General features: G+C 66.5%; 10 protein-coding genes. 8 read left to right on the top strand and 2 right to left on the bottom strand.

What is annotated here, in order from left to right; genetic code table 11:
• Positions 1 to 298 precede the first annotated feature (298 nt).
• The 3 genes from TL10_RS12545 to pe are packed head-to-tail and all read left to right on the top strand — an operon-like array spanning position 299 to position 5,863.
• Complete coding sequence (locus TL10_RS12545) at positions 299 to 1,708, top strand: condensation domain-containing protein (RefSeq protein WP_043985906.1); 1,410 nt, start codon at positions 299 to 301, stop codon at positions 1,706 to 1,708.
• Between the two features lie 31 nt (positions 1,709 to 1,739).
• Positions 1,740 to 4,715 (top strand): MMPL/RND family transporter, encoded by a 2,976-nt coding sequence (locus tag TL10_RS12540; protein WP_043985905.1) that lies wholly within the window; start codon positions 1,740 to 1,742, stop codon positions 4,713 to 4,715.
• Positions 4,712 to 5,863: an acyltransferase PE gene (pe, locus tag TL10_RS12535; protein ID WP_043985904.1), complete on the top strand. Its 1,152-nt coding sequence runs from the start codon at positions 4,712 to 4,714 to the stop codon at positions 5,861 to 5,863. Before TL10_RS12540 ends, pe begins: the two co-directional genes overlap by 4 nt.
• Before the next feature lie 3 nt (positions 5,864 to 5,866).
• On the opposite strand, the gene TL10_RS12530 is transcribed toward pe, so the two are convergent.
• A complete protein-coding gene (locus TL10_RS12530; RefSeq protein ID WP_043403108.1) occupies positions 5,867 to 6,508 on the bottom strand; it encodes a GAP family protein in 642 nt (213 codons plus the stop codon).
• An 11-nt stretch (positions 6,509 to 6,519) separates the two neighbouring features.
• Entirely contained in the window at positions 6,520 to 8,232 is a 1,713-nt protein-coding gene (locus TL10_RS12525) for an AMP-binding protein (RefSeq protein ID WP_043985903.1), read from the bottom strand.
• Positions 8,233 to 8,493: 261 nt separating this feature from the next.
• Here TL10_RS12525 and TL10_RS12520 point away from each other — a divergent pair, with 261 nt between their 5' ends.
• The 5 genes from TL10_RS12520 (at position 8,494) to rfbB (ending at position 13,937) form a co-directional block, all read left to right on the top strand.
• Positions 8,494 to 9,393 carry a type IV toxin-antitoxin system AbiEi family antitoxin gene (locus TL10_RS12520; RefSeq protein WP_043985902.1) on the top strand — a complete coding sequence of 300 codons (900 nt, stop codon included), beginning with the start codon at positions 8,494 to 8,496 and terminating at the stop codon, positions 9,391 to 9,393.
• Positions 9,394 to 9,528: 135 nt separating this feature from the next.
• The gene (locus TL10_RS12515; RefSeq protein ID WP_043403102.1) at positions 9,529 to 10,407 is read left to right on the top strand and encodes a CDP-diacylglycerol diphosphatase; all 879 of its coding nucleotides are present in this window, start codon (positions 9,529 to 9,531) and stop codon (positions 10,405 to 10,407) included.
• 77 nt (positions 10,408 to 10,484) lie between these two features.
• Positions 10,485 to 11,999 (top strand): serine/threonine-protein kinase, encoded by a 1,515-nt coding sequence (locus TL10_RS12510; protein ID WP_082067935.1) that lies wholly within the window; start codon positions 10,485 to 10,487, stop codon positions 11,997 to 11,999.
• A gap of 70 nt (positions 12,000 to 12,069) precedes the next feature.
• A complete protein-coding gene (rfbA, locus tag TL10_RS12505; RefSeq protein WP_043985901.1) occupies positions 12,070 to 12,939 on the top strand; it encodes a glucose-1-phosphate thymidylyltransferase RfbA in 870 nt (289 codons plus the stop codon).
• Entirely contained in the window at positions 12,939 to 13,937 is a 999-nt protein-coding gene (gene rfbB / locus TL10_RS12500) for a dTDP-glucose 4,6-dehydratase (protein ID WP_043985900.1), read from the top strand. Before rfbA ends, rfbB begins: the two co-directional genes overlap by 1 nt.

Genomic DNA, 13,937 nt, shown 5'->3' with positions numbered 1-13,937 from the left:
AGGAGACCGTGTTCAGCGCCAGAAATTATGTGCGAAGGGCCGGCCCTATCGACTGGTCGGCAGATCTACTGAACGGCCTCGGCCAGTTGATCTTCCGAACGGCCACGGCCAGCTCATCTTCTGCGGGCCAGTATTACATGTAGGTTGCTGAAGCACGAGGATTATGCGCAGCGGTGGTGATTGGTCAGCGAGGACCGTCCCACCAGGCGTAACGGCGCCGGCAAAGGTTGCCGGGGTATGTTGATGACGCCAACAGCGTTGCCGGGCCTCAGTGTGTCCAGACCTGGGAGGAAAGTAATTGCGCATCGGGAAAATCACGATCGGAAAGATCGATGATTGGACGCCGATCCCAGGTGTTCTGACCTCCTGGCACCCGACCGAGACGGCTAGTGAAATAGCCCGGCAGGCACCTGTGAGTTCGGTGCCGGTCAGCTACATGCAGGGCCAGCACATCCGCGGCGTCGTCGAGCGCACCGGCTCGGGCCTCGAGTACTCCCGGCAGATCATCGCGACGTGCGAAGTTCCTGGTCAGTGCGATATCGCGGCCATGAACGAGGCGCTCAACTCCTATCTGCGCAGGCACGACACCTACCGCAGCTGGTTCGAGTACACCGACGCCGGTGACATCCTCCGGCACACCCTGACCGATCCCGAAGACCTCGAGTTCGAGCCCGTCGATCACGGTGAGTTGGCGGTCGAAGACGTCCGTAAGCATCTGGTGGACATCCCGACGCCACTGGAGTGGGGCTGCTTCTCCTTCGGCATCGTGCAGAGCGAAGACAGTTTCAACTTCTACGCCGCCATCGATCACGTCCACGGGGATGCTGCGCTCATCGGCATCACCATGCTGGAGGCTCATGGCCGGTACACAGCATTGACAACAGGGGGCTCAGCGTTTGCTCTGCCGGACGCCGGCAGCTTCGACGAATGGTGCGTCCGGGAGCACGAGCGCACCTCGGCGCTGACCGTCGACTCGCCCGAGGTGCAGGCCTGGATCGAGTTTGCTGAGAACAACAACAACAGCATGCCGGAGTTCCCGTTGCCGCTGGGGAACGCCATGGAGCCGTCGGTCGGCGACATGGTCGGCGAATCACTGTTGGACCCGGACCAGACGGCGCGGTTCGAGGCCGCCTGCGAGTCGGCCGGCGCCCGGTTCGTCGGTGGCCTGTTCGCGTGCATGGCCCAGGTCGAGCACGAATTGACCGGTGCCGCAACGTATTACGGCCTCACGCCGCGGGACACCCGGCGCACGTCGGACAACTTCATGACGCAGGGCTGGTTCACCGGCCTGGTGCCCATCACCGTGCCGATCGCTGCCGCGACCTTCAACGAAGCCGCCTGGTCGGCGCAGGAATCGTTCGACGGCAACCTGAACATGGCGCGGGTTCCGTACTACCGCGTGCTTGAGCTGGCACCGTGGCTGGACTGGCCGCGGCCCAACTTCCCGGTGTCGAACTTTCTGCATGGCGGCGCGGCCCCGCTCAACACAATTCTTGCGGCGACCGAGATGGGGTACGCCAACAACATCGGCATCTACTCCGACGGCCGGTACTCCTACCAGCTGACCATCTACGTGTTCCGGTACGAGGGTGGCACGGTCATGGAGGTCATGTACCCGGACAACCCCATCGCCAAGAAGTCCGTGACCAGGTACCTGGAAGCGATGAAGTCGGTCTGCTCGCGGATCGCCGACGGCGGGAACTGGTGACCCGTCGGGCGGGCTCGACAAGGGGCCTCAGTTGCGACGGCTAGCCGATTTTGTAGTGCGGTGGCCTTGGGTGGTGATCGGCCTGTGGATCACGCTCGCCGTGGCCCTGCCGCTGGCTGTGCCGAGCCTCAACGACATGGCCCAGAAGCATCCGCTGGCCATGCTGCCCGCCGACTCCCCGTCGAGCGTCGCCGCCCGGCACATGACCGAGGCGTTCAAAGAACCCGGCACCGACGACCTGCTGCTGGTGGTTCTCGTCAACGACCGCGGCCTGGATCGGGCCGATGAAGCCACCTACCGCAAGTTGGTGGACGCCCTGCGCGACGATCCGCACGACGTCGTCATGCTGCAGGATTTCATCAGCACCCCACCGCTGCGGAACTTTCTGACCAGCAAGGACAAGAAGGCCTGGGTGTTGCCGGTCGGTTTGACCGGCGCGCTGGGCACGCCGCAGTCGTACGCCGCCTACAACCGGGTGGCCGACATCGTCAAACACAGCACCGCGGGCAGTCCGCTGAAGATCCAGCTCGCCGGGCCGGCGGCCACCGTTGCCGACCTCACCGTCGCGGGTGAGAAGGACCGGATGCCCATCGAGATCGCCATCGCGGTCCTGGTGCTCCTGGTCCTGCTGGTTGTCTATCGCAACCCCGTCACCATGATGTTGCCGCTGGCCGGCATCGGCATGTCCCTGGTGATCGCGCAGGCCGCGGTCGCCGGGCTGTCCCAACTGACCGGGCTGGGGGTGTCGAACCAGGCCATCATCCTGCTGAGCGCCATGATCTTCGGCGCGGGCACGGACTATGCGGTGTTCCTGATCAGCCGCTACCACGACTATGTGCGGCAGGGCGACGAGTCAACCGACGCGGTGCGCAAGGCGCTGACGTCCGTCGGCAAGGTCATCACCGCCTCGGCGGCGACGGTCGGCGTCACGTTCCTCGGCATCAGCTTCGCCAAGATGGGCGTCTTCTCCACCGTCGGGGTGTCGTCGGCGATCGGCATCTTGGTGGCCTTCCTCGCCGCGGTGACGCTGCTGCCCGCGATCATCACGCTCGTCGGGCCGAAGGGCTGGATCAAGCCGCGAAACGAGATCACCGCACAGCTGTGGCGCCGGTCCGGCGCCCGCATCGTCCGCCGCCCGCGACTGCACCTGGTGGCCAGCCTGCTGGTGCTGATCCTGCTGGCCAGTGCCGCGAGCTTCGCGAAGTTCAACTACGACGACCGTAAGGCCGTCGCCTCGTCCGCCCCAAGCTCCGTCGGGTACGCCGCGCTCGAGAGCCACTTCAACGTCAACCAGTCCGTGCCGTCGTACGTCCTCGTCCAATCGCCGCGTGACCTGCGCACGCCACAGGCCCTCGCGGACCTGGAGCAGATGGCGTCACGCATCAGCCAACTGCCGGACGTCGCCATGGTCAGCGGCATCACCCGTCCCCTCGGTGAGGTGCCGCCGGAGTTCCGGGCCACCTTCCAAGCGGGCCTGGTCGGTGACCGGCTGACCGAGGGCGCGGGCATGATCGGCGAGCGCACCAACGACATCAACCGGCTGGCGAAGGGCGCCGACACGCTCGCGACCAACCTCAGCGACGTGCGCGGCCAGGTCGGTCAGATCGCCACGCAACTCCAGACGACGCTGGATGCCTTCACCGCGATACGCAGCCAGTACGGCGGCAACAAGCTGGTGCAGAACGTCGAGGTCGCGGCCAAGCTCGTCAACAGCGTCAGCAAGCTCGGTAATACCCTCGGGCTGAATTACACGGCGGCCAAGGACATGTTCGGCTGGGTCGGCCCGGTGCTGGCGGCGCTGCAGAACAACGCGGTGTGCGACCTCGACCTGTCCTGCGCCGAAACCCGCGGCCACTTCCAGCGGCTCGAACAGGCGCGCCAGGACGGCACCATCGACGAGATCAACAAGCTCGCCGGGCAGCTGCAGACCATGCAAGATCAGAAGACGCTCAACGCGTCGGTGGCCCAGCTCCAGAGCGCGATGACCAACCTGACCAAGGTGATGCGCAGCATGGGGATGGACAGCCCCGCCGGCGCGCAGGCCAACCTGACCAAACTCCGGCAGGGCGCCGATCGGTCGGCGACCGGGAGCCGCGAAGTCGCCAATGGGGTGGACGAGGTCGTCGACCAGATCAAGCTGATGCGTTCAGGTCTCGACCAGGCCGGGGCGTTCCTGCTGTCGATGAAACAGAACGCGGCCGGCCCGACCCAGGCAGGATTCAACATCCCGCCCGAGGTGCTGCAGCTGGCGGCCTTCAAGTCGGCGTCCAAGATGTTCATCTCGCCCGACGGACACTCGGTGCGGTATCTGGTCCTCACCAAGCTCGACCCGTTCAGCTCCGCCGCGATGGATCAGGTCAACACCATCCGCGACACCGCCCGCGGCGCTCAGCCGAACACGTCGCTGTCCGATGCGACGGTGTCGATGGGCGGATATCCGGTGGCGCTCAAGGACACTCGCGACTACTACCAGAACGACATCCGGTTCATCATCATCGTCACCATCGCCGTGGTGCTCCTGATCCTGATGCTGCTCCTGCGGTCGCTGATCGCGCCGCTGTATCTGGTTGGCTCCGTGGTGCTTTCGTACTTCGCCGCGCTCGGTATCGGGGTCGTGGTGTTCCAGTACCTGTTCCACGAGCCGTTGCACTGGACCGTCCCACCACTGGCTTTCGTGGTGCTGGTCGCCGTCGGCGCCGACTACAACATGCTGTTCGTCTCGCGCATGCGTGACGAGTCGCCACATGGCATGCGCTACGGCATCATTCGCACGCTGTCGTCGACCGGCGGGGTGATCACCGCGGCCGGCCTGATCTTCGCGGCCTCGATGTGGGGTCTGTTGTTCTCCAGCATCGGCACGGTGATCCAAGGCGGATTCGTCATCGGCGCCGGCATCCTGCTGGACACCTTCCTGGTGCGGACCATCACCGTGCCCGCCATGGCCACGCTCGTCGGAGAGGCGAACTGGTGGCCGTCACGACCAAAACCGCAGGGGAGCAACGCATGAACAAGCGACTTGCCAGCTCGTTGGCAATTGCCACCACGCTGTTGACGGTCGGAGCCAGCGGCCCTCTCGCGGATTGGATCGCGACGGCCGACGAGCCTTCGGGTGGCTCCGGGTCCGGCGACACGATCGTCCCCGCCATCCCGCCGATCGGTACTCCCGGCCGCGGGTACGCCCTCGGCGGCGCCCACGTCATGGGCATTCCGTACGACGAGTACATCCGGCGCACCGGCGCGGACTGGTTCCCGGGCCTGCAACGCGAGATCGTCGATTACCCCGCCGGTCAGGTTCAGGGCCACGTGCTCAGCTTCATCCCCGGCGTCGAGGAACTGCACCAGAAGATGCCGGAGATCGGGTTGAACGGCCCGAGCATCGGTGAGTCCGTCGACATCGGGCAGGACAACGTCATCCGCCGGGTCCGTGAAGGCGGCCCCGGCACCGTGATCGGCCTGTCGGAGGGCGCGATGGTCGTGCACGCCGTGCAGGACCGGCTCGCCTATGACCCGGCTGCGCCGGCGCCGAACGAGCTGTCGTTCGCCACTTACGGCGACCCCCTCACGGTCAACCCCTGGACCCAGAGCTTCCTGCGGCAGACCTTTCCCGTGGGCAGCACGGTGCCCGCGCTGGACTTCCTGATGCCGCCGGCGGTCGACAGTCAGTACGACACACACCAATTCGTCTCCGCATACGACAGCATCGCCGACTGGCCGGACCGGCCGGACAACCTGATGGCACTGGCGAACGCGGTCGTCGGCCTGGCCACCGGCCACACCGCGGTGGCCTTCACCAACCCGAAGAACGTGCCGCCGCAGAACATCATCACGACCGTCAACTCCCGCGGCGCCAAGACCACGACGTACCTGATCCCCGAGCAGCACCTGCCGCTCGTGGTGCCGTTCAAGTACCTCGGCATGTCCGAAGCGGACATGAATCACCTTGACGCCGTGATGAAACCGATGATCGACAGCGGGTACTCACGCAACGACGACCCGGCGACCGCGCCCATCGAGGTCGACCCGGTGCACGGCTACGACCCGGCCGCCGCCACCGCCCCGGCCACGCAGGCCGCCTTCGGTGGTGCCGCCGACCCGGTCTCCCAGCTGATGTCGGGTATCAACTACGTGCTGAGCCACGGGCCGAGCGCGCACTAAGGGTCAGATCCCCAGCGCACCCGCCGCGACCAGCACCACGCCGACCGCCGCCAGCAGACCAGCGACTTCGTGCCGCTGCCGGGCGCGAATCCAGTTGTGCAGCTTGCTCATTGCTGCGCGCGTGCGTTGCGGCGCGATGAGGTAGGCCAGCAGCGGGACCTCGACCAACGAGAACGCCACCACGTTGAATGCCACCAGGGCGCTCATCCGGACGTCGGCTTCGACCCGCGCGGCGGCGATCACGGCCAGCGCGGCCAGATAGTCGACCGAGGGCAGCGCGATGCCCAGGCCCGCGACGCCGGCGACCCACAGCGACCGGCCGTCGAGCAACCGGCTCAGCCACTCAGGCGCCTGGCGGTCGCGCCCTGTGGTCACGGCCAGGAACAACGAGGCCACCAAGGCCAGGACACCGATGACGATCTGCACCGTCGGCAGATTGAAATGCGCTGAGGCCCAAGCGGGTAACCGTGACTCGAGGAAGAACAGCACGATCGCGCCGACGGTCAGACCCATCAGGAAACCGCCGCACAGGAAGGCGGCCAGCTGCAGGTGCGGGCGCGGCCGGTTCAGCATGACGACGGACATGCCGATCCGGAACGGCTCCAGGCTGACCGCGACCGCCATCACCAGCAGGGTGATCCACATCGGGGCGCGGGCTACGCGTCCAACCGAGTGAACTGCCCTTGCCGGTACTGCTCAGCGCAGGCCGAGCGGCGCATCTTGCCGCTCGTGGTGGTCGGGATCGAGCCCGCCTCCACCAGCACCACGTCGGCGACCTGCAACCCGTGTGCCCGCGAAATCGCGGCGACCACATCATTTTTCATCACCGTGAGCTCGTCGGCGTCGGCTCGCGCCTTGAGTTCGATGATGGTGACCAGCTGGTCGGTGTGGTCGTCGGTCACGGCGATCGCCGCCACCCGGCCACGGCTGATCTTCTGCACCGTTGCTTCGATGTCATCGGAGTAGTGGTTGCGGCCGCGCACGATCAGCATGTCCTTGATGCGGCCCACGATGAACAGGTCACCGTCGGAGATGAAGCCCTGGTCTCCGGTACGCAGCCAGCCCGTCTCGGGTGTGCCCTCGGGGGCGTCCGCCAGAGTCGCGTCGAATGCGGATCCGGTCTGCTCGGGCTTGCGCCAGTAGCCGGCGGAGACGTTGTCGCCGCGGGTCCAGATTTCGCCGACGACACCGTCAGGGCAGACCTGGCAAGTATCGGCATCGACGATCTCCAGCAGTGGCGACGGCGCCCGCCCGTATCGCATCAGCGGCGTCCCACCTGCTTTGCGCAGTGCGATGCCCTGGGTCAGTTCGTCGGCGGCGAACTCGACGACCTCGGGCGGCCGGCCGTGCGCGCCGCTGGCCACGTACAGCGTCGCCTCGGCCAGGCCGTACGACGGCACCATCATCTCGGGCCGGAAGCCGACGGCCGCGAAGCGATCGTCGAACTTGACCAAGGTGGGTGGGTGAATGCGTTCGGCACCGTTGTTGATGCCGACGACGCCGCTGAGGTCGAGCTCGGCCATCTCGGCATCGGTGACGCGCCGGGTGGCGAGGTCGAACGCGAAGTTCGGGGCGGCCGACCATGCCCGGTGGTTCCGGGACAGCGCCTGCAGCCAGCGCACCGGGCGGGTGAGGAATGCGATGGGACTCATCAGGTCACCCGTGTGCCCGGAGAAGATCGGTACCGCGATCCCGAGCACCAGGCCCATGTCGTGGTAGAAGGGCAGCCACGAGACCAGCGCCGAGCCGGGTGGCAGCTCGCCGCCGTGCTGCGACAGTAGATCGGCGAGCAGTTGCTCGATGTTCACCCGCAGGTTCTTGTGCGAGATCATCACGCCGGCCGGCAGCCGCGTCGAGCCAGAGGTGTACTGCAGGTAGGCGATGTCCGGGCCCGCGGGCACGTCTTCGTCGAAATCTCGGTCGGCGTCCAGATCCAGGGTGTCGACGGCGATCACGGCGACCATGGAGGCGCCGTCGTCCACGTTCTGCGCCGCGATGTCGAACGCGGCGGCGGTGGTCAGCACGACCGTCGGCGACGTGTCGGTGATGACGGCGCTGACGCGCTCGTCGTGCGAGCCCGGTAGCGGCACCGACAGCGGTACTGCAATGAAACCCGCCTGCATGGCGCCCAGGAACCCGACGATGTACGCAAGCCCCTGCGGCGCGATGATCAGCGCCCGGTCGCCGGGGGCGCCGTGCATGCTGAGCTCGTGCGCCACGTTGAGGGTGCGGCGGTACAGCTGTGCCCAGGTCAGGCTCTCGGTGACGCCGTCCCAGTCGTGGTCGTAATCGGTGAAGGTGAACGCCACGTCGTCGGGAGTCAGGCCGGCGCGCTCTCGCAGCACAGAGAGGATCGACGCATCGGACATGGCGCCAAGGCTACTCAACTCCCATGAGAGCGGTGGTAGCTGGTTTGGCGGCCAGGTGCTACATCCGGTGGGCGGTGCTATGGCGAATGTGCAGGTTTGGCTGGTAAATGCGCGAAATCTCAACCGGAACATGCACATTCGCCGTAGTACCCCGGCTCTGCTGGTCGTAGAGACAGGCCACGGCAGCCAGCAGCGCCGCCCCTGTGGATAACCGTGGGCAGAGGCAGCCGACCTGTCGGTGGGCGCAGCGATGCTCGACGCATGGACCAGCCACTCGCCCGCGTCTTTCCCGGTGCGCGACCCGCCCCGTTCCTCGGTGGCGCGGCGTTGGCAGCAGGACTACTCACCAAGCACGAGCTCCGCGCCGAGTACCGCGCCATCTATCGGGGCGTCTATCTCGCCAACGAGGTGACCTTGACGCCGATGCTGCGAGCGCAGGCGGCGTGGCTGTTCGCCGGGCCCGACGCCGTGTTGTGTGGGCTCTCGGCGGCGGCAGTGCACGGCACGAAGTGGCTCGACGTGAGCGCGCCGGCCGAGGTCGTGCGGACCAACCGTCATGCACCCGCTGAACTCACGGTGCGCTCATATGCGCTCGCGCCGGACGATGTCTGCGAGGCGCGCGGTATGCGGGTGACGACAGCGGCGCGGACAGCCTTCGATTTAGGGCGACTGCTGCCTGACGTTCAGGCGGTACCGATCCTGGATGCGTTGTTGAACCAGACCGGCCTTGACCCTGCGCGCGTCTGGTCGCTGGCCGAGACACATCGGGGAATTCGGGGTATCGACCGACTGCGGATATCGCTGGGACAGGCCGATGGCGGCGCCCAATCGCCGCTTCAGACTCACACTCGGCTATTGCTACGGCGCACAGGGGTTCCGGGACTCGAAACGCAAATCCCGTTCTACGACGAGTGGGGATTGGTTTGCACTCGGGCGGCAATGGGCTGGCCGCGGTGGAAGGTGGCCGTCGAGTGCGACGAAGAAGCGGATTCTCCCGGGTACCGCGAGTGGGTGCACAGCCACACGGCGGAGCTGGAATCCCGGGGGTGGAGCGTCATATGGGTGACCCAGTCGACGGCGCAAGGTCGAGGAAGCCCGGGGATGGTGGTGCTGCGGGCGCGGGAGAAGCTGTTGGCGGCGCAGCGCAGGCGGGTGCGCTGAAGCGCGTGTCTGTCCCCCAATCGGAGGACATCGATTTCGTCCGGTCGGGGGCCCGATCAGTGGACTGACCTGGGGCGTCAATTCCGCGAAGGTTGCTTCAACACCGAAGCACACCCCAAACCTTCAGGAGACAAGATGACCACCACGACCGTGACCACCCGCTCCCGCTTCGCCCGCCGGATCGCGGCCGCCGCCGCCATGGTGGCAGCGCCGGCGCTGGCCTTCGGTCTCTCGCCCATGGCGCACGCCGAGACGGGCACGCAGCACTACCAGGGCTGCGACAACGGCAAGGACGATCCCATCTGGGACGGCGTCCGGCCGCCGACCCACGGGCACCCGCTGGAGCACTCGCCGAAGCACCCGGGCCGGAACTTCGACATCCAGTGGCCGGGCCACGACTCGACGCGTGGTTGGGCAGTGCACCCGGGCGTGGACATGCAGAAGACGCAGGATCTGCTGGTGGTGCCGACTGTCCGCGAGACCGGCATCGAATGCGACAACCTGCTGCGTAGTGATGCCCCGAACTACTTCAAGCACGCCTACGACTCGGTTCATTTCATGACGGGCGGTCCGGACTGGGCACTCGGGCTCAACTCAGCGGACGGCCGCCGGCTGAACCAGCTGCACATCCACCTGACCCGGCTGTACGGCCCGGCGCGTGACGACATCGCTCAGGCGATCAAGGCCGGCAAGGTCGGCAACGACGAGCACAAGTGGATCGACCAGGTCATCGAGGTCACCGGCCACAAGGACGACAAGTTCATCAAGTCCGAGGACAGCAAGCACCAGTACCGGGTCTGGAGCACGGACAACATCGACGTCAACTTCTTCAAGAAGCTGAACGACGACATTGTCACGCCACTGCACAAGCAGGGCAAGAACGCCGCGATGTCGCACGACGCGCTGCTGATCACGCGTAACCCCGCGGGCAAGGGGTTCGTGGTCCTGGAAAGCGATACGACCACCGGCATCCACGGTTCCTCCAACATCGAGGGAATCCTGGACAAGCGCTAGGCCACTCGTCGACTGGCGGCCACCCGAGCGAGTCTCGAGTGGCCGCCGATTCGTGTTCTGGCAGTTACGATCCGACCATGTCGCTGCCCGATGGATCGGTCTTCGCCGGATTCACCGTGGTCAGAAAATTGGGTGCCGGCGGCATGGGCGAGGTGTACCTGGTTCAGCATCCGCGGCTGCCCCGCGCCGACGCGCTCAAGGTACTGCCGGCGTCGTTGTCCGCCGACGCCGAATACCGGCGGCGCTTCGAGCGCGAGGCCGACGCCGCGGCGACGTTGTGGCACCAGCACATCGTCGGAGTCCACGACCGCGGCGAATACGACGGGCGACTGTGGATCTCGATGGATTACGTCGACGGTTCCGACGCCGGCGATGTTGTCCGCAGGCAGTGCCCCGGTGGGATGCCGCGAGAACAGGTGATGGCGATCGTCACCGCGATTGCCGACGCACTGGATCACGCGCACAGTCGCGGGCTACTGCACCGGGACGTCAAACCCGCGAACATCTTGTTGGGCGCAGGGGGTCCGGGCCGTGGCCGGGTGCTGTTGGCCGATTTCGGGATCGCGCGCCGCGTCGACGATTTCGACGGACTGACGTCGACGAACATGACGCTCGGCACGCCGAACTACGCGTCGCCGGAGCAATTGCTGGGCGAGGCCCTGGATGGTCGCTCCGATCAATACGCCTTGGCCGCCACGGCTTTTCAGCTGTTGACCGGCCACTCCCCGGGTGGGGACTCCACCCCGGTGGTGATCATCAGCCAACGCTTGAGTGGAGTGGTGCCGCGGCTGGCGGAGTTCCGCCCGGATCTCGCCGATCTGGACCCCGTGATGGCGATCGCGATGGCCCGTCGACCCGCTGACCGCTTCCAGTCATGTGCGGATTTCGCCGCGGCACTGGCACGTGGCGCGGCCGCGACGCTGCCGCCGTCCGCCTCGGCTCCCGCGGTACCCGGAGCTCCGACGGTTCACGCCGCGCCGGTCGCCGCGCCCATGGGGCTTGCGCACCAACCAAATCCGCCGACCACGACGCGACGCGGGCTGAGCCCGACGGTCTGGGCACTCGCGGGAATCGGGGTGCTGCTGGCGGTGGCCCTGGTCTTCGCCGGCGTGGCGTTGATGGGTGGACGTGACGGCCATAGCGGCGCAACGACTTCGGCGGAGGCCACGACGACCCCGGTCGAGACGTCGGGCGTGACCGTGACCTCGGTCGAATCCACTGCACCGGAGAGCTCCACGACGCTGACTCCCACGACAGCGCGAATGGTGCTGCCCGACGCCGACTCCCACGGGTTCACCACCTACGACGGGGCCGCCCGGTGCGCCGGTGCGGACGAGGCCGCGATGATCTTGCGGACGCCGCAGTCGGCGGTCGTGATCTGCCGCAGCAGCGTCGGCGTGCTGTATTACCTGGGGTATCGGCTGTCCGACGGCGCGAAGATCCGGCTCGGCACCGTGCACGCATCCGGCGACGGCTATGTCGCGATCAACGATCCCGATTCGGCCGAGTACCACGTCTCGTCGTCCGGGCTGGAGATCGTGCAGGACGGCAAGACGCTGGCGTCCGAGCCGGCCCTCGAATCCGCGCGCTGAACGGCCCGCCGGGCAGGCGTGTCCAGCGCATGCCGGTCTGTGGCCGGCGGCTGTATGTCAGGATTGCTGAGTGAAAGGGATCATCCTGGCGGGCGGCGCGGGGACGCGACTGCACCCCGTCACGGCCGGGGTCTCCAAGCAGCTGATCCCGGTTTACGACAAACCGATGATCTATTACCCGCTGTCAACGCTGATGCTGGCGGGGATCACCGACATCCTGGTCATCACGACGCCGCTCGATGCGCCGAGTTTCGAGCGGCTGCTCGGCGACGGGTCGCAGTACGGCGTTTCGATCAGCTATGCCCAGCAGCCGTCGCCCGACGGTCTCGCGCAGGCTTTCACCATCGGCGCGGATTTCCTTGACGGACAGAGCGTCGCACTGGTGCTCGGTGACAACCTGCTCTATGGCCCTGGTCTGGGCAATCAGCTACAGCGGTTCACCAACGTCGACGGCGGGGCGATCTTCGGCTACTGGGTCGCCGAGCCCTCGGCCTACGGCGTCATCGAGTTCGACGACGCCGGGCGGGCGGTCTCCCTGGAGGAAAAGCCTGTGGTGCCGAAGAGCAATTACGCCGTGCCGGGCCTGTACTTCTACAGCAACGACGTGGTGTCGATCGCGCGCGAGCTGAAGCCCAGCGCCCGCGGCGAGTACGAGATCACCGATATCAACCGAACCTATCTGGCGCAGAACAGATTACGGGTGCAGGTGCTGCCCCGTGGGACGGCGTGGCTCGACACCGGGACATTCGACCAGATGACGGACGCGGCTGAATTCGTCCGGACGATCGAGCGGCGCACCGGATTGAAGATCGGGGTGCCCGAGGAAATCGCTTGGCGGCGTGGCTATCTCAGCGGTGACGAACTGCGGCAGCGCGCCGAGCCGTTGGTGAAGTCCGGCTATGGCACGTATCTGTTGGACCTGCTGGCCAGGGGACTTTGATGGCGCGGCTGCTGGTCACCGGGGGCGCCGGATTCATCGGCGCCAACTTCGTTCGGTACGTCCTGGACCACACCGACCATCACGTGACGGTGCTGGACAAGCTGACCTATGCGGGCAACCGGGAATCCCTCGCGGGCCTGCCGGAACAGCGGATGACGTTCGTCCTCGGTGACGTCGCCGACGCGGCCTTGGTCGACGAGCTGATGGCCACGACCGACATCGTGGTGCACTTCGCCGCCGAATCGCACAACGACAACTCGCTGCGGGATCCGGAACCGTTCCTGCACACCAACGTGATCGGGACGTTCACGCTGCTGGAGGCGGTGCGCAAGCACGGTGCGCGGCTGCACCACATCTCGACCGACGAGGTGTACGGCGACCTCGAACTCGACGACCCTGCCAAGTTCACCGAGGGCACCGCATACAACCCGTCGTCACCGTATTCGTCGACCAAGGCCGGCAGTGACCTGCTGGTGCGGGCCTGGGTGCGCTCGTTCGGGGTCCGCGCCACAATCTCCAACTGCTCCAACAACTATGGGTCCTACCAGCACGTCGAGAAGTTCATTCCGCGCCAGATCACCAACGTGCTGTGCGGAACCCGGCCGAAGCTCTATGGTGCGGGTCGCAATGTGCGGGACTGGATCCACGTCGACGATCACTCGTCCGCGGTGCTCGCGATCATCGAACACGGCCGCATCGGCGAGACGTACCTGATAGGTGCGAACGGCGAGCAGGACAACAAGGCCGTCATCGAGATGATCCTGTCGCAGATGGGGCAACCGGCCGACGCGTACGACCATGTCGCCGATCGCGCCGGCCATGACCTGCGCTACGCCATCGATTCCACCAAGCTACGCACCGAACTCGGTTGGCAGCCAAAGTATCTCGACTTCGCCGACGGGCTGAGCGCCACCATCGCCTGGTACCGCGACAACGAGGCATGGTGGCGTCCGGTCAAGGACGCCACCGAAGCGCGCTACGCCAGCCAGGGCCAGTGA

The organism is Mycolicibacterium llatzerense (genome assembly GCF_000878195.1).
Classification (GTDB): Bacteria; Actinomycetota; Actinomycetes; order Mycobacteriales; family Mycobacteriaceae; genus Mycobacterium; species Mycobacterium llatzerense.
Note: the sequence above shows the minus strand (reverse complement) of the source record. Positions and strands in the feature narration are given on the sequence as shown.